22 protein-coding genes are annotated in these 25,575 nt (G+C 57.5%); 8 read left to right on the top strand and 14 right to left on the bottom strand.

Features of this window, described 5'->3' with window-relative positions; translation table 11 throughout:
• Positions 1–113 precede the first annotated feature (113 nt).
• Positions 114–329 (bottom strand): osmotically-inducible lipoprotein OsmB, encoded by a 216-nt coding sequence (gene osmB / locus FDP13_RS17315; RefSeq protein WP_012769460.1) that lies wholly within the window; start codon positions 327–329, stop codon positions 114–116.
• A 330-nt stretch (positions 330–659) separates the two neighbouring features.
• On the opposite strand from osmB, the gene araD reads away from it, so the two are divergent.
• Positions 660–1,355, top strand: coding sequence for an L-ribulose-5-phosphate 4-epimerase (gene araD / locus FDP13_RS17320; protein ID WP_143840006.1), 696 nt, complete (start codon positions 660–662; stop codon positions 1,353–1,355).
• 359 nt (positions 1,356–1,714) lie between these two features.
• Positions 1,715–2,728: a 2-keto-3-deoxygluconate transporter gene (kdgT, locus tag FDP13_RS17325; protein WP_012769462.1), complete on the top strand. Its 1,014-nt coding sequence runs from the start codon at positions 1,715–1,717 to the stop codon at positions 2,726–2,728.
• A gap of 109 nt (positions 2,729–2,837) precedes the next feature.
• On the opposite strand, the gene FDP13_RS17330 is transcribed toward kdgT, so the two are convergent.
• From FDP13_RS17330 to pspF, 13 genes are all read right to left on the bottom strand, one after another.
• Positions 2,838–4,904: a carbon starvation CstA family protein gene (locus FDP13_RS17330; RefSeq protein WP_012769463.1), complete on the bottom strand. Its 2,067-nt coding sequence runs from the start codon at positions 4,902–4,904 to the stop codon at positions 2,838–2,840.
• Between the two features lie 393 nt (positions 4,905–5,297).
• Positions 5,298–6,215 (bottom strand): aldo/keto reductase family oxidoreductase, encoded by a 918-nt coding sequence (locus FDP13_RS17335; protein WP_033577343.1) that lies wholly within the window; start codon positions 6,213–6,215, stop codon positions 5,298–5,300.
• 103 nt (positions 6,216–6,318) lie between these two features.
• Positions 6,319–8,250 carry an exoribonuclease II gene (locus FDP13_RS17340; protein ID WP_033577342.1) on the bottom strand — a complete coding sequence of 644 codons (1,932 nt, stop codon included), beginning with the start codon at positions 8,248–8,250 and terminating at the stop codon, positions 6,319–6,321.
• A 140-nt stretch (positions 8,251–8,390) separates the two neighbouring features.
• Positions 8,391–8,864, bottom strand: coding sequence for a DUF2335 domain-containing protein (locus tag FDP13_RS17345; protein WP_033580969.1), 474 nt, complete (start codon positions 8,862–8,864; stop codon positions 8,391–8,393).
• Positions 8,851–9,057 carry a hypothetical protein gene (locus FDP13_RS17350; protein WP_012769467.1) on the bottom strand — a complete coding sequence of 69 codons (207 nt, stop codon included), beginning with the start codon at positions 9,055–9,057 and terminating at the stop codon, positions 8,851–8,853. The genes FDP13_RS17345 and FDP13_RS17350 overlap by 14 nt, the downstream gene beginning before the upstream one ends.
• Positions 9,058–9,241: 184 nt before the next feature.
• Complete coding sequence (locus FDP13_RS17355) at positions 9,242–11,551, bottom strand: FdhF/YdeP family oxidoreductase (protein WP_143840007.1); 2,310 nt, start codon at positions 11,549–11,551, stop codon at positions 9,242–9,244.
• A 294-nt stretch (positions 11,552–11,845) separates the two neighbouring features.
• Positions 11,846–12,637 carry an enoyl-ACP reductase FabI gene (gene fabI, locus FDP13_RS17360; protein ID WP_012769469.1) on the bottom strand — a complete coding sequence of 264 codons (792 nt, stop codon included), beginning with the start codon at positions 12,635–12,637 and terminating at the stop codon, positions 11,846–11,848.
• 184 nt (positions 12,638–12,821) lie between these two features.
• The gene (gene sapF / locus FDP13_RS17365; protein ID WP_012769470.1) at positions 12,822–13,637 is read right to left on the bottom strand and encodes a putrescine export ABC transporter ATP-binding protein SapF; all 816 of its coding nucleotides are present in this window, start codon (positions 13,635–13,637) and stop codon (positions 12,822–12,824) included.
• Positions 13,637–14,629, bottom strand: a complete 993-nt coding sequence (gene sapD, locus FDP13_RS17370) for a putrescine export ABC transporter ATP-binding protein SapD (RefSeq protein ID WP_012769471.1) — start codon at positions 14,627–14,629, stop codon at positions 13,637–13,639. The genes sapF and sapD overlap by 1 nt, the downstream gene beginning before the upstream one ends.
• 15 nt (positions 14,630–14,644) lie before the next feature.
• Positions 14,645–15,535 carry a putrescine export ABC transporter permease SapC gene (gene sapC / locus FDP13_RS17375; protein WP_143840008.1) on the bottom strand — a complete coding sequence of 297 codons (891 nt, stop codon included), beginning with the start codon at positions 15,533–15,535 and terminating at the stop codon, positions 14,645–14,647.
• On the bottom strand, positions 15,522–16,487 hold the full coding sequence (gene sapB, locus FDP13_RS17380; RefSeq protein ID WP_027711808.1) for a putrescine export ABC transporter permease SapB: 966 nt from the start codon (positions 16,485–16,487) through the stop codon (positions 15,522–15,524). Before sapB ends, sapC begins: the two co-directional genes overlap by 14 nt.
• Entirely contained in the window at positions 16,484–18,187 is a 1,704-nt protein-coding gene (gene sapA / locus FDP13_RS17385; protein WP_143840038.1) for an ABC transporter substrate-binding protein SapA, read from the bottom strand. Before sapA ends, sapB begins: the two co-directional genes overlap by 4 nt.
• Before the next feature lie 180 nt (positions 18,188–18,367).
• Entirely contained in the window at positions 18,368–19,360 is a 993-nt protein-coding gene (gene pspF / locus FDP13_RS17390; protein WP_143840009.1) for a phage shock protein operon transcriptional activator, read from the bottom strand.
• A 219-nt stretch (positions 19,361–19,579) separates the two neighbouring features.
• On the opposite strand from pspF, the gene pspA reads away from it, so the two are divergent.
• The 6 genes from pspA to FDP13_RS17420 all read left to right on the top strand — a co-directional run bounded on the left by pspA (position 19,580) and on the right by FDP13_RS17420 (position 25,210).
• Positions 19,580–20,245 carry a phage shock protein PspA gene (gene pspA / locus FDP13_RS17395; protein WP_027711812.1) on the top strand — a complete coding sequence of 222 codons (666 nt, stop codon included), beginning with the start codon at positions 19,580–19,582 and terminating at the stop codon, positions 20,243–20,245.
• A 63-nt stretch (positions 20,246–20,308) separates the two neighbouring features.
• Positions 20,309–20,536: an envelope stress response membrane protein PspB gene (gene pspB, locus FDP13_RS17400; RefSeq protein WP_012769477.1), complete on the top strand. Its 228-nt coding sequence runs from the start codon at positions 20,309–20,311 to the stop codon at positions 20,534–20,536.
• A complete protein-coding gene (gene pspC / locus FDP13_RS17405; protein ID WP_027711813.1) occupies positions 20,536–20,895 on the top strand; it encodes an envelope stress response membrane protein PspC in 360 nt (119 codons plus the stop codon). Before pspB ends, pspC begins: the two co-directional genes overlap by 1 nt.
• A gap of 147 nt (positions 20,896–21,042) precedes the next feature.
• Positions 21,043–22,458, top strand: a complete 1,416-nt coding sequence (locus tag FDP13_RS17410) for a YcjX family protein (protein ID WP_143840010.1) — start codon at positions 21,043–21,045, stop codon at positions 22,456–22,458.
• A complete protein-coding gene (locus FDP13_RS17415; protein WP_143840011.1) occupies positions 22,455–23,534 on the top strand; it encodes a TIGR01620 family protein in 1,080 nt (359 codons plus the stop codon). Before FDP13_RS17410 ends, FDP13_RS17415 begins: the two co-directional genes overlap by 4 nt.
• 257 nt (positions 23,535–23,791) lie before the next feature.
• Entirely contained in the window at positions 23,792–25,210 is a 1,419-nt protein-coding gene (locus FDP13_RS17420; RefSeq protein ID WP_234424427.1) for an MFS transporter, read from the top strand.
• Positions 25,211–25,575 lie beyond the last annotated feature (365 nt).

Raw genomic sequence — 25,575 nt, forward strand, 5'->3', positions numbered from 1 at the left:
AGTCGCCCACCTCAGCACAGTTTTTGACGCCGGAAAGATGCTTCATCCTGTACTTAATGCGTTTGTCAGCAGTCTGAGGCTCCCTCGGGAGCCTGTTTGATTAAGACGATACGTTATTTTGTCGTCTGGTGACCAATGATACCGCCTACCGCTGCGCCGCCAACGGTGCCCAGCGTGCTGCCGTTGGTCAACACCGCGCCGCCGAGCGCGCCGATACCGGCGCCGATGGCCGTATTACGCTGACGTTTGTTCATGCCGGCGCAGCCCGCCAGTGTGCTGACTATCACCATAGCGAGCACGGCTGTTGTCAGTTTTTTATTGATCTGCATGGTTTTTCTCCAGTTGTTCATATTCCACGGCTAAGCTTTTCGCCGCCATGAGGAATCTTGTTGTCATGGCAACGTGACGAGTGCGAGTGCCGTGACGCGCTGTGTATATCTGGCTGCCAGTATAATTACCGTCTAATAGCGTAACAGGTGAAAAACTCTTAATTCACAGTGTGCTGGCGATGTTGTATCCGTCTTTATCAGCCGCGCTGCGCCAGCGTGATCCCTTTTCTGGCGTCCCAGCAGAACACAGCCTGTTTTTCAGCCATTCAGCCCATACCTGTGCCGATAGCCCAACGTGAGAATAAGGCAAATCACACAGGAGGGCAGACGATGTTGGAAGAACTGAAAATTCAGGTGCTTGAAGCTAATCTGGCTTTACCCCGGCATCAACTGGTGACGTTCACCTGGGGGAACGTGAGCGCAGTGGATCGTGAACGTGGCCTGATGGTGATTAAACCTTCGGGTGTGGAGTACGACATGATGACCGTGCAGGATATGGTGGTGGTGGAGTTGGAAACCGGTCAGGTGGTGGAAGGGCGACGTAAACCCTCTTCCGATACCGATACCCACCGCGCGCTGTATCTGGCTTTCGCATCGTTGGGGGGGATTGTCCATACGCATTCCCGACATGCCACTATCTGGTCGCAGGCGGGTAAAGATTTGCCGCCGTGGGGGACGACCCATGCCGACTATTTCTATGGCCCCATCCCCTGTACCCGGCTGATGACAGATGCGGAAATCAACGGTCGCTATGAGTGGGAAACCGGTCAGGTGATTGTGGAGACTTTCCGTGACCGAGGTCTATCGCCACAAGATATTCCGGCGGTGCTGGTTAATGCCCATGGCCCGTTTGCCTGGGGAGCCGACGCGCACAATGCGGTGCACAACGCGGTGGTGCTCGAAGAGATTGCCTACATGGGGATTTTCTCGCGCCAGTTGACCCCAGCGCTGGAACCGATGCAGCCCGTACTGTTGGACAAACACTATCTGCGCAAACACGGGAAGAATGCCTACTACGGGCAATGACTCAATTTATATCCGGTACAGATATACGCATTCCATTCATCCTCTTTGCCGGGGAGGGCGTTTCTCCTCCCTGAATGCAATAAATAAAATAATGATCTATAAAAATAGAAACATTGTTTTATTTATTTGCAGGCGATCACTTTTATCCCGCAACTAAACGTCTACCTTCAGCACTGAGAAGTGTTTGGCCTGTGTCCCTGGAGCGGTTTTCTTCGTCGCCGGCGAAGTCGTACACGGATGTGGCACAGCCCGGCCTTCGGGTGGGCTGAACAGGCGTTACCTCGTCATGCTGAAAATCATGGCGGGTAACGCCTGTGTTGCTCATGGTTTTTATCCCCCTTCTTCAGGCAATCAATCCTATGCATATCAAACGTTCTATCGAAAAGATTCCGGGCGGCATGATGCTGGTACCGCTGTTTCTCGGCGCGTTGTGCCATACCTTTGCGCCGGGAGCCGGTAAGTATTTCGGGTCCTTTACCAACGGTTTGGTAAGCGGCACGGTGCCGATTCTGGCGGTGTGGTTCTTCTGTATGGGAGCGTCGATTCAGTTGAGCGCCACCGGAACGGTATTGCGCAAATCCGGCACGCTGGTCGTGACGAAAATTGCCGTAGCCTGGGTCGTTGCGGCGGTAGCGTCCCGTATTTTGCCGGAGAATGGGGTAGAGGTCGGCTTTTTTGCCGGGTTATCCACCCTGGCGCTGGTGGCGGCGATGGATATGACCAACGGCGGGTTATATGCGTCGATCATGCAGCAGTACGGCACTAAAGAGGAATCCGGCGCATTCGTGCTGATGTCGCTGGAGTCCGGCCCATTGATGACGATGGTTATTCTCGGCACGGCCGGCATTGCTTCCTTTGAACCGCATGTGTTTGTCGGTGCCGTGTTGCCGTTTCTGGTGGGGTTTGCGCTGGGGAACCTCGACCCGGAATTACGCGAATTTTTCAGCCGGGCAGTGCAAACGCTTATCCCCTTTTTCGCCTTCGCACTCGGTAACACCATTGATTTGAGCGTAATCGGTCAGACCGGATTGTTGGGAGTCTTGTTGGGGATTTCGGTGATCATTATTACCGGTATTCCGTTGATACTGGCGGATAAAGTTCTGGGCGGCGGTGACGGTACGGCGGGCATTGCTGCATCCAGCTCAGCCGGGGCGGCGGTGGCGACGCCGGTACTGATTGCGGAAATGGTCCCGGCGTTTAAGCCGGTGGCGCCGGCGGCGACTACGCTGGTGGCGACATCAGTGATTGTGACCTCGGTTTTAGTGCCGATCATCACGGCGATGTGGTCAAAACGTGTCAAAGGCGGCGATGGTACGGTGCCGCAAGGGGACGATGAGCAGGATAAGGTGGAGCAGCAGGCCGTACATCATTAATCACACTAATCACACCACCATCGCACCACGCCTCCCGACATCCGGGAGGCGTGAGCCACGCGAGAAGGGCGTTCGCCTTGTATATCATCCGGTTGCTGATGGATGGACGTCAGCCGTTATGCGCCTCCTGCCGCCATGCCGCTGTGGTTTCATTCGTCGTGGGTTTGTCGCTGTGCAGCGCCCGGCGGATGGCGAAGAACGCGGCGACCAGCATCGTGACCGCAACCAGCATGAAGAAACCGCACAGCATGGCGTTGATTTGGTTGCTAAAGACAATCGTCGTCATATCCTGCATGTTTTTGGCTGGTGCTATCAACGTGCCGGATTCAATGCCGGCTGAGAAACGTTTGGCCTGCGCCAGAAAACCAATGCTGGGTTTTTCGTGAAAAATTTTCTGCCAGCCGGCGGTCATCGAGGTAATGAACAGCCAGGCGGTAGGAAGCATCGTCACCCACGCGTAGCGCTGTTTTTTCATCTTGAACAACACCACCGTGCCGAGGATTAGCGCCATCGACGCCAGCATCTGGTTACCGATGCCGAACAGCGGCCACAACGTATTGATCCCGCCGAGCGGGTCAATCACGCCCTGATAGACAAAGAATCCCCAACCGGCTACCGCCACGGTGGTGCCGGCCATATTCCCCAGCCAGGAGTGGCTTTTGCCCATGTTCGGCACCACTAACCCGGCCAGGTCCTGCACCATAAACCGACAGGCGCGAGTACCGGCATCGACGGCGGTAAGAATAAACAGCGCTTCAAACAGGATGGCAAAGTGATACCAGAATGCCATCATGGCCCGGCTATTAAAAATATCGGTGATGATATGCGCCATGCCGACGGCGAAGGTCGGTGCGCCGCCGGCACGAGACAGAATCGAGGATTCGCCAACATCTTTGGCGATGTTCGCCAGATCGGATGGTGTGATGACGAACCCCCAACTACTGATCACCTGCGCGGCGTTTTCTACCGTGGTGCCGATCAGCGCGGCGGGCGCGTTCATGGCGAAATACACCCCAGGGTCGATCACCGACGCACAAATCAGCGCCATGATGGCCACGAACGATTCCATCAACATGGCGCCGTAACCGATAAACCGGATGTGGCTTTCGCGCTCAACCAGTTTGGGCGTAGTACCGCTGGAGACCAGCGCATGGAAGCCGGAGATAGCGCCGCAGGCGATGGTGATGAACAGGAACGGGAACAGGCTGCCGGAGAACACCGGCCCGCTACCGTCGATAAAGCGCGAGACGGCGGGCATTTTCAGTTCCGGCATGGCAAACAGGATGCCGATCGCCAGCCCGACGATCACGCCGATCTTCAGAAACGTGGACAGGTAATCGCGCGGTGCCAGCAATAGCCAGACCGGCAGCACCGAGGCGACAAAGCCGTAAATCACCAGCACCCAGGTCAGCGTTGTGCCTTTCAGCGTAAAAAACGGCCCCCAGTAAGGATGCGCGGCGATGTCGCCACCGTAGATAATCGCCATCATCATCAGCACAAAACCGATCAGCGACACTTCGGCAATTTTACCCGGCCGCAGAAAACGCATATAAACGCCCATAAACAGCGCAATCGGGATGGTGGCCGCAATGGTAAACATCCCCCACGGGCTGTTGGTCAATGCTTTGACCACCACCAGCGCCAGCGCCGACAGAATAATGATCATCACCCCCAGTGCGCCCAGCATGGTGACCACGCCGGCGAACGACCCTAATTCCTGTCGCGCCATTTCGCCCAGGGAGCGGCCATCACGCCGGGTGGAGATAAACAGCACCAGAAAATCCTGTACCGCACCGGCCAGCATGACGCCAATCAGTATCCACAATGTTCCCGGCAGGAAACCCATTTGCGCCGCCAGAATCGGCCCCACCAACGGGCCTGCACCGGCAATGGCGGCAAAGTGGTGACCGAACAACACCCACTTATTCGTTGGGACGTAATCCAGCCCATCGTTGTGGCGTTCGGCGGGCGTCAGGCGACGGTCATCCAGTTCAAATACCCGACTCGCAATAAACAAGCTGTAGAAACGATAGGCGATGCTGTAACACGCGACCGCGGCGATGACCAGCCAGACGGCGCTGACATGCTCCCCCTGACTCAGCGCCAGCATGGCGAACGCTATAGCGCCCGCGATAGCAACGGCTATCCATATCGACATATTTTTGATGGTTTTCATCTCACAGACTCCTGACTGGTGGTTATGCCTGGCCGTCGGCAATGTCTGACGGCCTGTCAAGGCGTCGCCTTGCGGCGAAACGGATAACGCGAGACATCATAAATACCGAGCCTCATCGACGTCGGGATATCAATAAATATTGTGATATCAATAAATAACCATAGTGCAGTGATTAATCGGCGTGGTTATGACAAGAGAAAAATGTGAGCAAGAATATATTTTGTCGTGAATAAAGTTTTTTGTTTGCCGTCACGGCGGGGAGAGCGAGAGCGGCCGGCATACGGCAACACGACAACGCCGACCGTGGTGATGCATCGGCTTGCGGGAAGGTGTGTTGTCATCGGTGGCGAAAAACGGCCCGACGGACGCCGGGCAAGGGAATGTGAAGGAATATCAGGGTAATTTATTACCGGCGGCGCGGTAGATTTCGTACCACTCTTCGCGGCTGATACGCAGTTCAGACGCCGTGGCGATATCTTGCAGGCGCTGTGGGTCCATACTGCCGACGACCACCTGCATACTGGCCGGGTGGCGCAAAATCCAGGCTGCCGCCAGCGCGGTAGTGGAGACGCCGTACTGGCCGGCGATATGGCTTAGCGTGGCGTTCAGTTGCGGGAATTTGTCGTTATCCACAAATACGCCGTCAAAAAAACCATACTGGAAGGGCGACCACGCCTGAATCGTCATGCCCTGCAAGCGGCTGTATTCCAGCACCATACCGTCGTGATGAAGTGATGGCGCGTGGGTCATGTTGACGTTGAGACCCGCGTCGATCATCGGCGTGTGCATGATGCTGAGCTGCAACTGGTTGGCGAGCAGCGGCTGGCGCACGGCGGTTTTCAGTAATTCAACCTGTAACGGCGCCTGATTACTGACGCCAAAATGGCGGACCTTGCCGCTGGCTTCCAGTTCGTCGAACGCGGCGGCGACTTCATCCGGCTCGCACAGCGTATCCGGGCGGTGCAGCAGCAGGGTATCGAGGTAGTCGGTGTTCAGGCGTTTCAGGCTGCCTTCCACCGCGGCGATAATGTGCGCTTTGGAAAAATCGAAAAAGCCGGGGCGGATACCGCATTTGCTTTGAATCAGCAGTTGGTCGCGGGGTATGCCCGCCTGACGCACCGCCGCCGCAAACATTTCTTCAGAACGCCCGCCGCCGTAGATATCGGCATGATCAAAGAAATCGATGCCGGCGTCGAGCGCCGTCTGCAGCAAGGTGACCGCTTCTTGCTGCGTCTTGCCCGCCAGCCGCATACAGCCCAGCGCAATGTTCGGGACTGACAGAGTGCTGTTGCCCAGTGTGATTCTTTTCATGTTCACATCTCCGTTATGTCGCAATATCGTGTAGGGAAAGGGCGACGGTCGATCCGGCGATAAAAAAACGCCACCCGGCTGGGTGGCGTGGGACTGGCGCGAATCAGGCCGCCGGTTTGGCGATGATGCTGCGGGTTTCGAGCCGTACCTCGGTCAACATGACCGTCAGCGTATCGCTCTGCCGGTAAACCGGTTCGCCTTTCACCGTGACGATGCCGGTGTCCTGGCTGCACACCAGTTCGTCGCGCACCGCGTGGATAAACGAGGCCGGAATAAAGGCGGTGGCGCCGTTTTCCAGCAAACGTACACGCAGACCGCCGCGATTAACGTCCATAATCTCACCGGTAAAGCGGGCGTCGGTGCCGGCTTTGTCTTTCAGGAAACGGGCGTACAACCAGTCGCTGACGTCGCGTTCCGCCATGCGATTGAGGCGGCGGCGCTCGGCCAGTTGCAGCGTCACCTCGTCCTGCGGTTTTTCCGCCGCGCTTTGGGTGATGACGGCTTTCAGCAACCGATGGTTAACCATATCGCCGTATTTACGGATCGGCGACGTCCAGGTGGCGTACGCCTCCAAACCGAGACCGAAGTGCGGGCCCGGCACGGTGCTGATTTCCGCAAACGTCTGGAAGCGGCGAATGCGGCTGTCGAGGAATTGGGTCGGCTGCGCGTCCAGTTCACGGCGCAGGATGCAGAAACCGTCCAGCGTCAGCAGTTGCTGAGCATCGGCCTGAATGCCATTGCTTTCCAGTACCGCGACCGCCTGGTCAATGCTGACCGGGTCGAAACCGTTGTGGACGTTATAAATACCGAAGCCCAGCGTGTCGCGCAGCACCTGTGCCGCGCAGACGTTGGCGGCGATCATCGCTTCTTCCACGATGCGGTTGGCGATGCGGCGCGGTTCGGTAACGATATCCAGTACTTCGCCTTTTTCGCCCAACAGGAAGCGGTAATCCGGACGGTCGCGGAACACCAGCGCATGTGCGGTACGCCAGGCACTGCGGGCCTGGCAGACGCGATGCAGCAGGCGGATCTGAACGGCGATATTTTCGCTTGCCGGTTGCCAGTTGCCTTGTTGCTCCAGCCAGTCGGAGACCTCGTCGTACACCAGCTTGGCGCGAGATTCGATCCAGGCGGCAAAGAACCGAATCTGGCTCAGTGCGCCGTCGGCGGCGATGGTCATACGGCAAGCCAACACCGGGCGACGCTCATTCGCGCGCAGCGAACAGATATCGTCCGACAAGTGGCGCGGCAGCATCGGAATATTGAAACCGGGCAAGTAGTTGGTGAAGGCGCGTTGGCGGGCAATGGCGTCCAGCTCGCTGTCGGCAGGTACGTAAGCGGTCGGGTCGGCGATGGCCACCGTCATTTCCAGCGTTCCGTCGCCGTTGTCCTGCACGTACAAGGCATCGTCCATATCTTCGGTGCTGGCGCTGTCGATGGTGACAAAGTCCAGCCCGGTCAGGTCTTCGCGTACCAGCGTGCCGTCATCGAGTTCGGCGGCATCGGCATTCGGCGCTTCACGTTCCAGATTATGGCGCGACAGCGTGACCCACCAGGGAGCCAGCGGGTCGTCGCCGGTGGTGATGTACTGGGTCAGGTCGGCAAAGAAACCGCGGTCGCCTTTCAGCGGATGACGGCGCATTTCCGCTACCGCCCAGTCGCCTTCTTTGAAATCCTGTTCGACGCCACGCGCCGGGCGGCAGGGAATCGCATCTTTCAACAACGGATGATCGGGCACGATGGACAAACGGTCGTCTTTTTTCTGCACCCGGCCGACAAACCGGGTCAGGAACGGTTCCACCAGTGATTCCGGTTCGGCGACTTCGCGCTCTTTCTCGGTGTGCAGCGTGGCGATAATACGGTCGCCGTGCATCACTTTTTTCATGTACGGCGGCGGGATGAAATAGCTCTTCTGCGCGTCGGCTTCAAGAAAACCGAATCCTTTGTCGGTGGCTTTGACGATGCCTTCCGCTCGTGGCGTCTGAGAGTGGAGTTGCTGTTTAAGCTGCGCAAGCAGCGGGTTGTCTTGAAACATAGCGTCCAGAATTGCGGTTAATAGTGGCTTTAGCGGCAGACAGTTTTACGCGAATCGGTCGCTGGCGGCAAGCGTTGCTGCAATGAACAGCCTGTACAATGCCGACGTGTTCGAACTGCGTCGCGGGGTAGGTGGGTGGGTTATTCGCTGTTGTTGGAAGGACGATATCGTCCGATAACAAATACCGACGCCAGCCCGATTAAATCAAGCGTGATTAACGTACCGGCAAACACCATTTCGCCTTTCCAGGCAAAAAAGGTCGCGATCGCCAGAATAGTCATGGTAATGGCGAATGCCATCCACTGCCCGCGTTTGTCTCTGCTTATCTCGCCGTCGAGGCCTTTCTCAGTGATACGATGACGATGGGCCTGCTCTCGCTCGCTTTTCGCCATGATCCTTTCAGCGCCGTTGGGCACGATATTATCGTACTCTTTCAGCATTTCTGGAGGGGGAAGCGGTCCGCGAAAAAATGTGGATGAAACGATGGCTTGAATCTGTGGCCTGGCAAGCAAGCGCTCAAGGAATACCGGGTTTTCAATCAGCGTAGACTCGACCTTTTCGGCAAGCGCCTGTGCCTCTTCATTTTCCCTGTTCTGTGTATCAGCGTTTTGCAATCCCTGACGTAATTCCTTTTCTTCTTCCGTATGCATTCATCGCTACTCTTAGGTCGTCACCTATGGCTTGAAAATCGCCGGCCATTCTCTGCGCATCACTTTGCTTGTTGATGTCTGCCAGATAGTCTGTCGCTGGCATCAGATCTAAAATGCTGCCGGCGGCGCGAAGATACCTACGGGTTGCCTTCAACATGTTTTATCTCCTTGGGACCAACTATGATGACACTCTTCTCAGTTAATCTTACTTGAGTATGGCAGGGTTGCAAATAACGATTAAACAATCTGTTGTCGGAGTTTACGGGCATCAGTATGACACCCGTTGTGGATAGCATGATGGATTAAGCCGGGCGTGAAAAGAACCCACCCGGCCAAAGGGATCAGGCAATGCGTTGCAGCGTGGTGTCGGCACTGGGCGTAATGCGTACCGGTACCGACTTGGAGGTGGGTGTAAAGGTGCCTTCGCCATAGCTGGACAACGGTACCAGCGGATTGGTTTCCGGATAATAAGCCGCCAGATTACCGCGCGGGATGTTATAGCTGACCACGCGGAAACCGGTGACTTTGCGCTCGACATCGTCATGCCACAGGGTTTCGATATCCACCCGGTCGCCGTCCTGCAACCCGAGCGCGGCAATATCGTCAGGGTGCATGAACAGCACGTCGCGCTGGCCGTACACGCCGCGGTAGCGGTCGTCCAGGCCGTAAATCGTGGTGTTGTATTGATCGTGGGAACGCAGAGTCTGCAAGGTAAACGGTGCAGGCGCATCGCCGTAAGCCGGCACCACGCTGTCTGGTAACGGTGATGTGCTGAAACGTGCCTTGCCGGTGGCGGTGTTGAAACGATACGCCGCCGCCGCGTTGCCGAGCCAGAAGCCGCCCGGTTCGGCGCAGCGCTGATTGAAATCGGCGAAGCCCGGCAGGGTGGCGGCGATATGATCGCGGATCCGGTTATAGTCGGCGGCCAGCGCCAGCCAGTCGAGGCGGTCGTTTCCTAATACCGCGTGGGCGATACCGGCGACGATGGCGGTTTCCGAACGCTGCTGATCCGACAACGGCGGGCTGATCCCCTCAGAAGCATGTACCATGCTGAACGAATCCTCGACGGTGACGAACTGCGGGCCGCCGGCCTGCATGTCCCGTTCGGTGCGGCCCAGCGTCGGCAGAATCAACGTATCGTGCCGTGCGGTAATCAGATGGCTACGGTTGAGCTTGGTGCTGATGTGTACCGTCAGGCCGCAGCGGCTGAGCGCCTGTGCGGTACGGTCAGTATCCGGCGCGGCGGCGGCCAGATTACCGCCCAGCGCGATCAACACCCGCACGTCATCACGCAGCATCGCTTCCAGCGCCTGCACGGTATTGTGACCGTGGCCGCGCGGCGGGGTAAAGCCGAAGTGACGCGCCAGGCTATCGAGCAGGGCGTCGGACGGCTTTTCATCAATCCCCATGGTGCGGTTGCCCTGTACGTTGCTGTGACCCCGCACCGGGCACAGACCAGCACCCGGCTTGCCGATCTGGCCGAACAAAAGTTGCAGGTTGACGATTTCTCGCACCGTTGCGACCGAATGCCGGTGCTGGGTGATACCCATCGCCCAGGTGCAGATCACCCGTTCAGAGCGCTGGTAAATGCCGGCGACATAGCGGATCTGCGTTTCGCTCAGGCCGGACTGCCGCACGATTTTATCCCACGCCGTGGCATCCACTTGTTGCAGATACGCAGCGACGCCGTCGGTGTGCTGGTCGATAAATGCCTGATCGAAAAGGCCCGCGTCACCTGCAGCCAGCCGTTGACGATGGGTTTCCAGCAGCGCTTTCACCATGCCGCGCACCGCCGCCATGTCGCCGCCCAGATGGGGTTGCAGGTAGGTTTCGCTGATGGCGCCGGACAGCGGCGTTAGCAATTCCAGTGGATTTTGCGGGTTGGCGAAGCGTTCCAGACCACGCTCGCGCAAGGTGTTGAACGCCACGATATGCGCGCCGCGATCGGCCGCATGACGCAGGCTGTGTAACATCCGCGGATGATTGGTGCCGGGGTTTTGGCCGAACACGAAAATGGCGTCGGCATGTTCGAAATCCTGCAATCGCACGGTGCCTTTACCGACGCCGAGGCTCTGTTTCAGCCCGCTGCCGCTGGCTTCATGACACATATTCGAACAGTCGGGAAAATTGTTGGTGCCGACCATCCGGCCGAATAACTGATACAAGTAAGACGCTTCGTTACTGGCGCGGCCGGAAGTATAGAGCTCCATCTGATTAGGATGGTCCAGTTCGCGGATATGACGGGCGATCAGCGCAAATGCTTCGTCCCAGCGCATCGGCAGGTAGCGGTCGCTATTCTTGTCGTAACGCAGCGGATGCGTCAGCCGCCCCTGATATTCCAGAAAATAGTCGCTCTGACGGCGCAGCATACTGACGCTGTGCTCAGCGAAGAAATCCGGCCCGGCCGCTTTGCGGGTCGCTTCCCAACTGACGGCCTTGGCGCCGTTTTCACAAAAGCTGAAGGTGCTGCTGTTGTCATCGCCCCAGGCACAGCCGGGGCAGTCGAATCCTTTGCTTTTGTTGACTCGCATCAAATTGCGGATGTTTTTCAGCGCCTGTTTGCTGTCCAGCACAAAGCGGGTGGTGGCTTCCAGCGAGCCCCAGCCGCCCGCTGCGGCGCGGTATGGCTTAATGGTGGATTTAAATTTCATGATTCGTTACGCAGGTGATGATGTTTTTAGTATGTAAAAAATCTTTAAATCTTTGCTTGCTAATGAAGAGTGTAGGCGGCGGGCGTCAGTGCGTCTAATCAAAGGGAGTAATAGTGAGATAGAGGCGGTTTATCGTGGCGTCGATCTCTGGCGTCGCGTTGACGATCACGGTGTTGGCGCTAGTCGTGTTAACGGAAAATGTGGTGATGACAAGTGATGGCAGGGGAACGGAAGAGGTGATCAAACGGGGAAACAATGCTGTACCGGGCCGCGAGCCCGGTACAGACGACGATATTATTCGCCCAGTTCCAACTCGTTCATGGCAGCGATGTTGAAACCGCCGTCAACGTGCAGAACTTCACCGGAGATACCGGCAGCCAGGTCGGAACACATGAAGGCGGCGGCATTGCCCACGTCTTCAATGGTGACCACACGGCGGATCGGCGTAACCGCTTCGCAGTGAGACAGCATCTTTTTGAAGTTCTTGATGCCGGAGGCAGCCAGTGTGCGGATCGGACCGGCAGACACTGCGTTAACGCGCACGCCGTCACGGCCCATCGCATTCGCCATGTAACGGACGTTGGCTTCCAGCGATGCTTTAGCCAGGCCCATGACGTTGTAGTTCGGAATGGCGCGCTCAGCACCCAGGTAGGACAGCGTCATCAGCGCGGAATTCGGGTTCAGCATGATACGGCAGGCTTTCGCCATCGCCACAAAGCTGTAGGCGCTGATATCGTGCGCAACGGCGAAACCTTCGCGGGTGACGGCGTTCACGTAGTCGCCGTCTAACTGGTCGCCCGGCGCATAAGCGATGGAGTGCACGAAGCCGTCAAATTTCGGCCATACTTTCGCCAGTTCGGTGAACAGTGCCTCAATGCTGGCATCTTCTGCCACATCACAGGGTAACACGATGCTCGATCCGAACTCTTTGGCAAACTCGTCCACACGCGGTTTCAGCTTGTCGTTCTGATAGGTGAACGCCAGTTCTGCACCTTCACGATGCATCGCCTGTGCGATACCGTATGCAATGGAGCGGTTGCTGGCAACGCCCGTTACCAGAATGCGCTTACCGTTAAGAAAACCCATGGCAGTATCCTTGTGATCATTGTTGCTGCGATCATCGCCAATAAAAATAATTATTTACCATGATCGGTGTGAATAAACCGGGCGATTCTAGCATGTATGGCGCCCAAAGGGGTACTCCAACCACTAGACGCAGGGGGCTTGTGCCCCTGCGTTTTTCCTCGCCGGGCCAGATATGGCGCGGTTTTCACGCACGGTGACTGTCTGTGCGCCAGGCATCGGCGCTCAGCGCTTCGCCGAAGTGACTGGCAATCAGCCGTTTAGTCAGGTCATGCAACGGTGCCGCCAGCACATCGGCGGTACTGCCGCGTTCGACCACTTCGCCGGCCTGCATCACCAGAATCTGATCGCTGATATGTTTCATCATGCCGAGATGCTGGGTGACGTAAATATAGGAAATACCGTGTTTTTCCTGTAGCTCCAGCATCAGGTTGATGATCTGCGAACGCACCGACATATCCAGCGACGCCAGCACTTCATCCGCTACGATCACTTTAGGTTGCAGAATCAGCGCGCGGGCCAGGCCGATACGCTGTTTTTGTCCCGGCGCCAGAGCGTGTGGGTAATAGGTGGCGTGATCGGCGCGTAAGCCGACCTGACGCAACGCCAGATTAATGGCTTTTTCCCGCTCTTGCGGCGTCAGGTCGGTATTGAGACGCAGCGGCAGTTCCAGCAATTGGCCAATACGCTGACGTGGATTGAGCGATGTCGCCGAATCCTGAAAGATCATGCGTATCCGCTGGCTGCGGTAGTGATAATCGCCATACTGCAAGGGATGATCGTCTATCACCAGTTCGCCGGAGGTCGGGGGAATTACACCGCTCAGCATCTTGGCCAGCGTGGATTTCCCGGAGCCGTTTTCGCCGATGATCGCCAGCGTTTGTCGCTCCCGCAACGTAAAACTCACGGATTTCACCGCTTCGACGTGCTGACGGCGGAACCAGCCGGTACGGTAGCGAAACGTCTTGGTGAGATTACGGGCTTCCAGCAGGGTTTCCACCATCAGGATTCCTCCATGTTGAGCGGGAAGTGACAGGCATACCAATGGTTTCTTACCGGGGTCAGCGGCGGTGCCGTCATGCACTGTTTCTGTGAATAGGGGCAACGGGGACCCAACCGACACCCTACCGGCAGGTGCGCCAGCGACGGAATCGCCCCCGGCAGCGTGTTAAGGCGGCTTTTATGCGGCAACGAGCAGCCGAAATCCGGCATGGCGCGGATCAGCGCCTGGGTGTAAGGATGGTGCGGCGCGCTGATCAATTCATCGCTGACGGCGCTTTCCACCGTCTGGCCGCAATACAACACGTTGATGCGGTCCGCCCATTTGCTCATGGTCTGCAAATCGTGGCTGATCAGCAAAATGGTGGTGTTGTTGTTCTGATTGAGCCGGGAGAGCAGGCGGAAGATTTGCGCCTGCGTGGTGGCTTCCATCGCGTTGGTCGGCTCATCGGCAATCAGCAAGCGGGGCTGATTGGCGAGCGCGATGGCGATCATCACTTTCTGGCACTCTCCCTCGGTCAATTCGTAGGGGAAACTGCGCATGACATCTTTATGGTCCTTGATGCCGACGCGGTGCAGCAATTCGATGGCGCGACGTTTGCGCCAGTTGACGCGTTGCCACCAACGGCCTTTGTAAGTCCAGCCGGGGATGGATTGAATCAACTGACGGCCGACGCGAGCGGACGGATCGAGACAGGACTGCGGCTCCTGAAAGATCATCGACATGTTGTGCCGCACCAGTTTACGGCGCTGAGGCGGCGTGAGTTGCAGCATGTCCACGTCATCGAAGCGGAAACGGTCGGCGGTGATGCGCCAGTTTTCTTTATTGATGCCGCAAATGGCTTTGGCGATCAGGCTCTTGCCGGAACCTGATTCTCCCACCAGCCCGCGAATTTCGCCTTCGTTGAGGCTGATGCTGACACGATCCACTGCTTTCACCGGGCCGTCCGGCGTGAGGAATTCAATGGTCAGATTACGAATTTCCAGTAATGCCATGGTGTTGTTCCGTCACTATTCGGTTTGAGCAAGCAGGGCGCGGCGAATGCCATCCCCCAGCAGATTGACGATCAGTACGCTGAGGGTGATCGCCGTACCGGGCAACATCACCGTCCAGGGGGCGGCGTACACCAGCTCGAGCGAATTACCCAGCAACACGCCCCACTCGGTGGTGGGTAGCTGGGCGCCCAGATTCAGAAAGCCGAGCGCGGCGATATCCAAAATGGCGATGGAGAGCGCGCGGGTGACTTCACTGACCAGCACCGGCAGGATGTTGGGGACTACCGCATACCAAAGCAGATAGCGTGTCGAGGCGCCGTCGAGCCGGGCGGCGGTTACGTACTCTTTTTCCAGCTCGTCATGTACCGCGGAATAGATAGTACGCACCATACGCGGCAGCAACGCCATCCATACCGCCAGCATGGCGTGTGTTAATTGCGGGCCGATAAAGGCGATCACCACCATCGCCAGCAGCAACGAAGGAATCGACAGCAGCGGGTCGAGAATATGGTTGAATACGGCGGAACGCAGGCCGTGGGACACCCCGGCCAACATGCCGATCAGAATGCCGACCAGCGTGACCGCTAACGTGACCAGCAACGCGGAGCCAAACGTCGGTGCCGCGCCGCTCAGCAAACGGCTTAACAGGTCGCGGCCCAAATCGTCGGTGCCGAGAAAAAACGACACTTCGCCATAGCGAGACCAGGAGGGCGGCAGCAACTGGTAACCGAGGAACTGTTGATCCAACGCGTAGGGCGCCAGCGTATTGCCGAACAGGCACAATCCCAGCAGCAACAGAAAACCGTAAAAACCGATCATCGCCATCCGATCCTGGCGGAAGACCGTCCAGGTGTCGACCCAGCGGCTGGGGAGCGCTTTCTCGCCGTAAATATTATCGGAGTGCATACCATTCCTTATGTTTCAGCGGGTTTGCCATGGCGCCCCAGATATCGGACAGCACGTTGATAGTGATCACCAGCGCGCCGACGACCATCACCCCGGCGGATATCGCCGCAAAATCCTGCTGACGGATGGCATTGACCAGCCAGCGGCCGATCCCCGGCCAGTTAAACACCACTTCGGTGATCATCTCCAGCGTCAGCATGGTGGAGAATTGCAACCCCAGTTGCGGAATGATCGGCGGCAGCGCGTTATGCAGCAGATGGCGGCGAATCACGGTAGCTCGCGGCAAACCACGGATAATCGCCGCTTTGATGTAATTCTGGGTGCCGACGTCGGTGGTACTGATACGCATCAGGCGGACAACTTCGGTCGTCGGCCCGACCGACAGCACCAGCACCGGCAGAATCATGTGTTGTATGGCGCTGGCGATCATCTCTTCCCGATAGGGGGAATGGGCGAGCCAGGCGTCGATCAACGCGAAACCGGTCACCGGCGGCACCGGGTAAAGCAGGTCGAAACGCCCGGAAACCGGCAGCCACCCCAGGTGCAGCGAAAAGAATAGGGTCATCAGCAATGCCAGCCAGAACACCGGCAATGAGAAGCCCAGCAGCGCCAGCGCGCTGATAATCCGGTCGGCGGCTTTGTGTTGCAGTACGCCGGTGGTGATGCCGAGCGGGATACCCACCAGCAACGACAACGAAAACGCCAGCAGACAAAGCTCGACGGTGGCGGGCAGCACTTCCCGCAACTGCTCGCTGATTGGCTGCCCATTGGTGCTGGAGACGCCGAAATCGCCTTGCAGCAGGCTGCCGAAATAAAAGCGATAGGCATCGAGCAGCGCCGCACCGTTGAGCGGCGCGTGCGGGGTGTAATACAGCAGGCTAAAACCGATCAACGAGAGCAGAAACAACGTGACCAGCAGCAACAACAAACGGCGAAGCGTAAAGATAATCACGGTTGCTCTCCCTGAATCGGCGTGCTGGACGATGGGTCAACAACGGCGCGGTCATTCGGTTTTTCTTGATTGCCTTCATCACGGTAAACGCCGGCGAAGGAGGCATTCCCGAACGGGCTAAGTACCAGCCCTTTAATGTCGTAGCGATACGCTTGCATCCGCAATGACGAGGCTAGCGGCAGCACCGGCAACTGTTCGGCCAGAATATGGTGCGCGACCCGATAGTATTCCATACGCCGCGAGAGCTGCTGGGAAGAGAGTGCATCTTGCAGCACCTGATCGAAACCGGGATCGCACCAATGAGCATAGTTGGTCTGGGAGCGAATAGCGGCGCAACTCAGCAACGGCCGGAATACGCTGTCCGGGTCGTTACTGTCGGTCGCCCAGCCTGCCAGCGTCAGGTCGTGGTTCATTTCCATCAGCCGTGCTTCCTGAAAACGGCCCTCTACCGGCACGATGGTGACCTGGATACCCACCTGAGCCAGGTCGGCCTGAATCAATTCGGCGGTCTTGACCGGGCTGGGGTTATAGGATTGCGACGCGCTCGGCACCCACAACTGTAACTGTAGATGGGTAATGCCCAGTTCTTTGAGCAACTGACGCGCTTTTTCCGGGTTGTACTCGGTAACCTGCGCCTCATTGTCGTAAGCCCAGGACGCGCGCGGCAAAATCGACGCGGCGGTTTCCGCGGTGCCGTAGTAAATCGACTGCATCAGGCGATCATTGTTGATCGCCAGCGCAACGGCGTGACGCACGCGAGAATCATCCAACGGCGGTTTGCGCACGTTAAACGCCAGATAGGCGACGTTCATCCCCGGACGCAGCGACAAGCGCAGGCGCGGGTCATTACGCAGAATGCTCAGTTGGCTGGCGGCTGGGTAGGCCAGTACGTCGCATTCGCCGGTCAACAGCTTGGACAGTCGGCCGGTGCCGCCGGAGCCGAGGTCCACCACCACCTGTTCCATACGTGGCCGACCGCGCCAGTAATCGTCGTTGCGTTTCAGGCGCACATACTGACCGTAGCGGTATTGCTCCAGTCGATAAGGGCCGGTGCCTACCGGTTGACGGTCAAGCAGTTCACGACGATCCTGCCGGGTCAATTGCTGGGCGTATTCCGCCGACAGGATAGGCGCATAGTGGGTCGCCAGATGCCACAGGAACGACGCATCCGGGCTGTTCAAACGGATCTCGATGCTGTAATCGCCCAGCTTGCGAATACTTTGCACGTTGTCGGCCAGTTGCAAGCTATCGAAATAGGGGTATTCGCCGCCGTTGATGTCGTGGAACGGGTGCTTTTTGTCCAGCATCCGCTGGAAACTGAACAGCACGTCGTCGGCGTTCAGCATCCGGCTGGGGGTAAACCAGGCGGTTTGCTGGAACGGCACATCGCGACGCAAGGTAAAGCGGTAGGTCGAGCCGTTATCGCTGACATCCCAGTGTTGCGCCAGTTCCGGCATCAAGCGGTAAGTGTAAGGATCGACGCCCAGCAAGCGGTCATAAAGCTGCGCGGCCAGCGTGTCCACCATCAACCCGCTGCGCGACATTTGTGGGTTAAAGGTGCTGAGCACATCATTGACGCAATAGACAAAACCGCTCTGGCGGATAGTTTGCGCCGGCGCCGCGGGGACGGTCGGCATCTGTGCCATAACGGGCTGCGTCAGCCAGGCCAGCGCCAGTATCAGAAGGTGTTTTCCGGACATACGGTTTTTTTTCAGACAATCGGCAATACACAGAGTGTACCGCACTCTGCCATTCCGCCCAATTTCTTACGCTTATCTGCCGGTTTTTTCTACAAAGTGATGCGGTTATCGACAAGGTTTGACATGTATTTGTGCATCAGAACTCAGGAGATGGCGCCGGCCGCCGCAGATTTCACCGGGTTATTCATTGGCGCCAATCTCGTGTTTTTTTAACAGACCGCGAAACTGGTGGTAGGTGAGCGCCAGCAACCCGGCGGCTTTACGTTGGTTGAACTGTGCCTGAGCGAGCGCCTGTTCTACCAGTTGCCGCTCCTGACGGTGTTGCCAGTCACGCAAGTTCAACGGTAGGGTGGGTACAGCGCCGGAGGGGAGCTGAGCGGCGTGGGTCTGCGTCGGCGCCAGTGGTTTAAACGGATTCAGAATAATGTGATCGACCGGGTCAGGGGTGGTGCCGTGGCGATACAGCGAACGCTCTACCACGTTTTTCAGCTCGCGGATATTGCCCGGCCAGCCGTAATCCAGCAGGGTGCGTTCCGCCTGCGGACTGAAACCGGAAAAGAGCGGCAACCCCAGTTCCCGGCACATCTGTACCGCGAAGTGCTGCGCCAGCAGCATGATGTCTTGTTGGCGCAGGCGCAGCGGCGGCAGGTGCACCACATCGAAAGCCAGCCGGTCAAGCAGGTCGGCGCGGAATTTTCCCTGTGCCGCCAGCGCCGGCAAGTCTTCGTTGGTGGCGCACACCAGCCGGACATCCACCTGCAGCGACTGCCCGCCGCCCACGCGCTCCAGCACGCCGTATTCGATCACCCGCAACAGCTTTTCCTGCACCAGCATCGGCGCGGTAGCCAGTTCGTCCAGAAACAGGGTGCCGCCGTCGGCGCGCTCAAAACGCCCCAGATGGCGCTTCTGTGCGCCGGTAAACGCCCCGGCTTCGTGGCCGAACAGCTCGGAATCCAGCAAATTTTCGTTCAGCGCCGCACAGTTAAGCGAAATAAACGGCCCTTGCCAACGGGGAGACAGGTAATGCAGGCGGCTGGCGATCAACTCTTTGCCGGTTCCCCGCTCGCCAATCACCAGTACCGGTTTGCTGAGCTGCGCCAACTGTGAGACCTGTTCCAGCACTTCCAGAAAACTGTTGGCTTCGCCCAGTAGTGATTCTTTCTCGTGTGCCATGATATGACCTTGTTTTTTTCACCACTTGTTAGTTAATTTGACCATATCAAAGATGACGCTGACTGTATATCCAAATGATTAACTGCTTATTTATCAGTGTATTAATCTTTTTTTAAAAGCTGGCACGGTATTTGATTATATCACTGTGTCATCAGGCAACGGCTGATGGAGATAACGAACCGGGCGTCGCAGACGCCGGAAATCACTGAGGAGTAGAGTATGGGTATTTTTTCCCGTTTTGCCGACATCGTGAACGCCAATATCAATGCCTTGCTGGATAAAGCTGAAGATCCGCAGAAACTGGTGCGGCTGATGATTCAGGAAATGGAAGATACACTGGTTGAAGTGCGCTCCACTTCCGCCCGGGCGCTGGCTGAAAAGAAACAGTTGGCGCGTCGTATCGAGCAGGCTCGCAGCCAGCAACTGGAGTGGCAGGAAAAAGCCGAGCTGGCGTTGCGCCGTGAACGTGAGGACCTGGCGCGTGCCGCGCTGGTGGAAAAACAGAAACTGACGGAACTGGTGGCGGTGCTGGAGCAGGAAAGCACCACGGTAGAAGAGACGCTGGAGCGCCTGAAGCGTGAAATCGGCGAGTTGGAGAACAAACTGACCGAAACCCGTGCCCGCCAGCAGGCGCTGACGCTGCGCCACCAGGCGGCCAGTTCATCCCGCGATATTCGCCGCCAGCTCGACAGCGGTAAGCTGGATGAAGCGATGGCCCGTTTTGAACAGTTTGAACGTCGCATCGATACCCTGGAGGCGGAAGCGGAAAGCGTGGGACTGGGTAAACAAAAATCGCTGGAACAGCAGTTTGCCGAGCTGAAAACCAGTGATGAGATCGATGCGCAACTGGCGGCGCTGAAGGCAAAAGTAAAACCGGCGGAATAACCGCCATCGGCTGCCGTTGCCGCGGCAGCCTTACCGCATCGCTATAATAATGAAGGAGAAAAAATGGGTGCTCTGGTACTGACAATGATTCCGCTGACGGTATTTCTGCTGTTTGTCGCACCGCTGTGGTTATGGCTGCACTACAGCCAGCGCCGCCGCGCACCGCTCTGGGATCAGGCTGAACAGCAGCGGCTGGCGCGCTTAACGGAAGACGCACAGCGTATGCGCGAGCGAATTGAGGCGCTGGAACAGATTCTGGATGCCGAGCATCCCAATTGGAGACAATCCTGATGAACACCCGTTTTGAGCGAAAACTCTATCGTTTGCCGGAAGAGGGCATGATCAAGGGCGTATGTGCCGGGCTGGCACGCTATTTCGATGTGCCGGTGAAACTGGTGCGCCTGATCGCGGTGCTGTCGATTTTTTTCGGCCTGTTCCTGATTACCGTCATCGCCTATATTGTGCTCTGTTTTGTGATGGACCCGGCCCCGCCGGAGGCGTATCAGACGGCTAACGCCGAGGTATCTTCACACGCCTTGTTGGATCACGCCGACGCAATATTAAGCGACAGCGAACAACGGTTGCGACACATTGAACGCTATATCACATCGGACACCTACGGCGTGCGCAATAAGTTTCGCCAGCTGTAATCACCTTGCCGGCCGCCGGGTTGGCATAACGCTCTGGGCGGGGTCCTGCGCCGGCAGTGAATCCCGCCTGTTGTTTTTTGTCAGCGCCGCGCCATCATGCCGTTATCGTCTGGTTAAGACGATGGCAGGAGAGTGAACAGGAGTGCCATGGCTTATTTCCACCATTTCAACCGGTTACAGAGTGAATTCGGCGCGTTGGTGAATCGCAGCGCCGATCGTCATCTCAGATTGGCTGTTACCGGCCTGAGCCGTAGCGGTAAAACGGCGTTTATTACCTCATTCGTGAATCAATTGCTGAATGTGCAGCATGGCGCGCGGTTGCCGCTGTTTTCCGTCGCGCGCGAAAACCGCCTGTTGGGCGCGCGCCGCATCCCGCAGCGCGATTTGGATATTCCCCGGTTTGCCTATGACGACGGTATGGCGTCGCTGTACGGTGTGCCGCCCGCCTGGCCGACGCCGACGCGTGGCGTGAGCGAAATCCGGTTGGCATTACGTTACCGTTCCCGCGATAGCCTGCTGCGCCACTTCCGCGATACCGCTACGCTGTATCTGGAAATCGTTGATTATCCTGGCGAATGGCTGCTGGATTTGCCGCTGCTGGAACAAAGTTACGCTGACTGGTCGCGACAGATGGCCGCCCTGTTGCAGGGCGATCGGTTACATTGGGCGCAACCCTGGCTGGCGCTATGCGAAAAGCTGGACCCGCTGGCACCGGCGGATGAAAACCAACTGGCGGCGATCGCCCAGGCCTATACCGACTACCTGCTGCGTTGTAAGCAGGAAGGGTTGCATTTCATTCAACCGGGGCGTTTTGTGTTGCCGGGCGATCTGGCCGGCGCGCCGGTATTACAGTTCTTTCCCTGGCCGCACCCTGATGAACGGCTGGATGCCGCACTGGTTCAGGCCGGCGATCACACTCTGATCGGTATGCTGCGTCAGCGATTCGATTATTACTGCCGGCATGTGGTGCGAGAGTTTTATCGCCAGCATTTCGTGCGCTTTGACCGGCAAATCGTACTGGTGGATTGCCTGCAACCGCTCAACCACGGCGTGCAGTCGTTTAACGATATGCGGCTGGCGTTGACCCAACTGATGCAGAGTTTCCATTACGGCAAACGCACTTTGTTGCGCCGGTTGTTTTCGCCGTGTATCGACCGGTTGATGTTTGCCGCCAGCCAGTCTGACCATATTACCGCCGACCAACACGCCAATCTGGTATCGCTGTTGCAGCAGTTGGTGCAGGAAGCCTGGCGTAATGTGGCGTTTGAAGGCATCGAGATCGATTGTGCCGGCATTGCCGCGGTACAGGCGACGCAGAGCGGCCTGGTATCGCACCAGGGGCAATCGCTGCCTGCCTTGCGCGGCCATCGGCTGGCCGACGGCGAGCCTATCACCCTGTACCCCGGCGATGTGCCGTCACGTTTGCCGGACCCGTCGTTTTGGCGTGAACAGGGATTCCATTTTGAACCGTTTCGTCCGCCGGAAATGCAAATGGATACGCCGCTACCGCATATCCGCATGGATGCGGTGATGGAGTTTTTACTGGGAGACAAATTGCGATGAACGAACCGCTGAAACCCCGCATCACTTTTGAGCAGGCACCGGACGAACCGGTTGCCGCGCCGTTGCGTCCGGCCGTCGCGTTTGATGACGACGCACAGCGTTTTGTGCCGACGGCCGCGGCGGTCGATGCTGATTCGTACGAGGATGACACCGCCGGGCAACGGGTCAACGACGCGCTGCGGCCTCGGAGCAGCTTGTGGCGACGGATGCTGGGCGCCGGCGTGGCGTTATTCGGCATCAGTGCGCTGGCGCAAGGTGCGCGTTCGCTGTATCAGGCGTGGATCAGCCAGGATTGGATTGGGCTCGGCGCCGTGGCGGCCGGCATCCTGATTATTGGGGCCGGGGTAGGATCGCTGGCGGTTGAATGGAGGCGGTTGTACCGGCTACGCCAGCGTGCGGAAACCCGCGACCACGCCCGGGAGTTACTCGCCAGTCACGGCACCGGGCGCGCCCGTGCTTTTTGCGAACAACTGGCGCGTCAGGCCGGGCTGGAGGTCGGGCATCCGGCGCTGCTACGCTGGCAGGCGTCGCTGCATGATACCCATAACGACCGGGAGATCATGGCGCTCTACGCACACCTGGTGCAACCGACGCTGGATGCGCAGGCGCGCCGCGAAATTAGCCGCTCCGCCGCCGAGTCGGCGCTGATGATCGCCGTCAGCCCGTTGGCGCTGGCGGATATGGCTTTTATCGCCTGGCGTAACCTGCGGCTGGTCAACCGTATCGCTCGGTTGTACGGCATTGAACTGGGTTACTTCAGTCGAATTCGCCTGTTCCGGCTGGTGTTGTTGAACGTGGCGTTTGCCGGCGCCAGCGAACTGGTGCGGGAGATCGGTATGGACTGGATGTCGCAGGACCTCGCTGCGCGTCTGTCGGCGCGTGCCGCGCAGGGGCTGGGCGCCGGCCTGCTGACCGCAAGACTGGGGATCCGCGCCATGGAGCTGTGCCGTCCGCTGCCCTGGCTGGACGACAAACCCCGACTGGGGGATTTCCGGCGTGAGCTGATTGGACGAATACGCAACACCGCATCGTCCGGGGAGTCGCATCAGGCTGGCGGTATGAAAGACGCAACATGAAAGACGCAACATGAAAGCCTCTCCACAGGTTGTGCGTTATGTAACCAGCGGTATCGCCTGTCGAGCGCTATCACGCGCTGGATGGCGATAACCTATCGATTATCTTCGTAAAGCGGCAAAGCGAGGTGTTACTGCCCGGTTATATTTTAATATCTTGAAAATAGTTTCATTATAAGACAATAACAAATGATAATTATTGTCGCTATGGTTTGCCAGGATGTCATCACTGACAACCTATCATCAATCAGGGGCAATCCATGGACTCCAGTTTTACTGCGCGCAGTACGCCGACGGTATATGCCGTCAATCATCCTCTTCCGCTCCATTTGCTGGCGACGCGCATCGATGCTTTACCCTCGTCCTGGGGGCTGTGGCGGTTCATCATCCTGTTGTCTCTGGGTGGTTTTTTTGAACTCTACGATCTGTTTCAGACCGCCTACATCAGTACCGGCCTGATTAGCGAGAAGATTTTTCATACCGGAAAGGAGGGGTTGCTGGGCGTATCTGATCAGGCGACCTTCGCTTCCGCGACCTTTTTCGGCCTGTTTATCGGTGCCAGTCTGTTGGCGCCGCAGGCGGACAGACTCGGGCGCCGTGCGGCGTTTATGTTTGCGATGGCATGGTACGGCGTATTTTCGCTGTTAATGGCGTTCCAGACCCAGGCGGAATGGGTGATCTTCTGTCGCTTTTTGGTGGGCATCGGCCTGGGCGTGGAACTGGTGACCATCGATACCTACCTGTCCGAATGGATGCCGACCCACCTGCGCAACCGGGCGTTTGCTCTGGCGTTTTTTATACAGTTTTTGTCGGTGCCGACGGTGGCGTTGATGTCGTGGTGGCTGGTGCCGCAAACCCTCTGGGGGGCATCTGGCTGGCGTTATGTGGTGATCATCGGTGCGCTGTGCTCGCTGGTGGTGTGGTTGTTGCGGCGGAATCTGATGGAATCCGTACGTTGGCTGGCGTCGCGCGGGCGTTACCGGGAAGCCGAACAGGTGATGAGAGCGATGGAATACCGCTGCGGCGTTCCGCCGGGTAAGCCGCTGGCGCCTCAGTCGGCGATCACACCGCCGTTACGCGGACGCTTTCGCGATATCTGGTCGGCTCGTTATCGACGGCGTACTCTGATGCTGGTCGTGATGAATATCTTTCAGGCTATCGGATTTTTCGGCTTCGGCAACTGGCTGCCTGCGTTGCTGGCGGGGCGGGGCGCCAGCGTGACCCACAGCCTGCTGTACGCCTTTTTTATTACGCTTGCCTATCCACTCGGATCGCTATTATGCAGTGGGTATGCCGACAAACTCGAAAACAAATGGCAGATTGTGTTGTCGTCGCTGATGACGGTGGTGTTCGGTACGTTGTTCGCTTTTCAGACGCAACCGCTGTGGCTGATTATTTGCGGTTTCCTGATTAGTTACGCCAATGCCTGGTTAACCATCAGCTATCATGCTTACCAAACCGAGGTGTTTCCCACCGCAGTACGCGCTCGCGGCGTCGGCTTTTGTTATTCCTTCAGCCGCCTGTCCACCGCGCTCAGCAGTATCGTCATCGGCCTGATCCTGCAAAACTATGATACCAGCGGCGTGCTGGCGTTTATCATCATCAGCATGTTAACCGTTATCGTGACGGTCGGGATATTCGGCCCGCGAACCCGCGGCGTTCGGCTGGAAAATATCTGATTGCTCGGGTGAATCGCTATCGATAATGAAAAATACAGCCGAAAAACAACCGGGTTTTGATATAGCCCGCATTGCGTTGTCGTTAAGCATGTTTATCTATACCCGTCATACTTCAAGTTGCAGGTGCGTTGGCTGCGTTCGTTCACCCGAATCACTTACCTGAGTAAGTTCATCGGGATTCTCTCTCTTGCTGCCTTCCTGCAACTCGAATTATTTGGGGTATATACTTGCCATACGTCAGGTGGTGGGTGCGATGCGATCGCGCATGACCTGAGGTAGGTTGGGTAAAATGGGTGGGTAAGTCGCTCAGGCGATGGGTGATGTTGCCGATAACCATAAGATAAATGTGCTTTTTTCCTCTGGCT

It is taken from the genome of Dickeya sp. ws52 (genome assembly GCF_007210685.1).
Taxonomy (GTDB): domain Bacteria; phylum Pseudomonadota; class Gammaproteobacteria; order Enterobacterales; family Enterobacteriaceae; genus Dickeya; species Dickeya chrysanthemi.

What these genes read in the sequence shown, in the direction of transcription:
- FDP13_RS17350 (WP_012769467.1), bottom strand. Translation starts at nt 9,057, where the DNA reads ATGTTGAAGGCAACCCGTAGGTATCTTCGCGCCGCCGGCAGCATTTTA.
- FDP13_RS17335 (WP_033577343.1), bottom strand. Translation starts at nt 6,215, where the DNA reads ATGAAAAGAATCACACTGGGCAACAGCACTCTGTCAGTCCCGAACATT.
- araD (WP_143840006.1), top strand. Translation starts at nt 660, where the DNA reads ATGTTGGAAGAACTGAAAATTCAGGTGCTTGAAGCTAATCTGGCTTTA.
- pspF (WP_143840009.1), bottom strand. Translation starts at nt 19,360, where the DNA reads ATGGCACACGAGAAAGAATCACTACTGGGCGAAGCCAACAGTTTTCTG.
- FDP13_RS17420 (WP_234424427.1), top strand. Translation starts at nt 23,792, where the DNA reads ATGGACTCCAGTTTTACTGCGCGCAGTACGCCGACGGTATATGCCGTC.
- fabI (WP_012769469.1), bottom strand. Translation starts at nt 12,637, where the DNA reads ATGGGTTTTCTTAACGGTAAGCGCATTCTGGTAACGGGCGTTGCCAGC.
- FDP13_RS17330 (WP_012769463.1), bottom strand. Translation starts at nt 4,904, where the DNA reads ATGAAAACCATCAAAAATATGTCGATATGGATAGCCGTTGCTATCGCG.
- FDP13_RS17340 (WP_033577342.1), bottom strand. Translation starts at nt 8,250, where the DNA reads ATGTTTCAAGACAACCCGCTGCTTGCGCAGCTTAAACAGCAACTCCAC.
- pspC (WP_027711813.1), top strand. Translation starts at nt 20,536, where the DNA reads ATGAACACCCGTTTTGAGCGAAAACTCTATCGTTTGCCGGAAGAGGGC.
- kdgT (WP_012769462.1), top strand. Translation starts at nt 1,715, where the DNA reads ATGCATATCAAACGTTCTATCGAAAAGATTCCGGGCGGCATGATGCTG.
- FDP13_RS17415 (WP_143840011.1), top strand. Translation starts at nt 22,455, where the DNA reads ATGAACGAACCGCTGAAACCCCGCATCACTTTTGAGCAGGCACCGGAC.
- sapF (WP_012769470.1), bottom strand. Translation starts at nt 13,637, where the DNA reads ATGGTGGAAACCCTGCTGGAAGCCCGTAATCTCACCAAGACGTTTCGC.
- sapD (WP_012769471.1), bottom strand. Translation starts at nt 14,629, where the DNA reads ATGGCATTACTGGAAATTCGTAATCTGACCATTGAATTCCTCACGCCG.
- FDP13_RS17355 (WP_143840007.1), bottom strand. Translation starts at nt 11,551, where the DNA reads ATGAAATTTAAATCCACCATTAAGCCATACCGCGCCGCAGCGGGCGGC.
- sapA (WP_143840038.1), bottom strand. Translation starts at nt 18,187, where the DNA reads ATGTCCGGAAAACACCTTCTGATACTGGCGCTGGCCTGGCTGACGCAG.
- pspB (WP_012769477.1), top strand. Translation starts at nt 20,309, where the DNA reads ATGGGTGCTCTGGTACTGACAATGATTCCGCTGACGGTATTTCTGCTG.
- osmB (WP_012769460.1), bottom strand. Translation starts at nt 329, where the DNA reads ATGCAGATCAATAAAAAACTGACAACAGCCGTGCTCGCTATGGTGATA.
- FDP13_RS17410 (WP_143840010.1), top strand. Translation starts at nt 21,043, where the DNA reads ATGGCTTATTTCCACCATTTCAACCGGTTACAGAGTGAATTCGGCGCG.
- pspA (WP_027711812.1), top strand. Translation starts at nt 19,580, where the DNA reads ATGGGTATTTTTTCCCGTTTTGCCGACATCGTGAACGCCAATATCAAT.
- sapC (WP_143840008.1), bottom strand. Translation starts at nt 15,535, where the DNA reads ATGCACTCCGATAATATTTACGGCGAGAAAGCGCTCCCCAGCCGCTGG.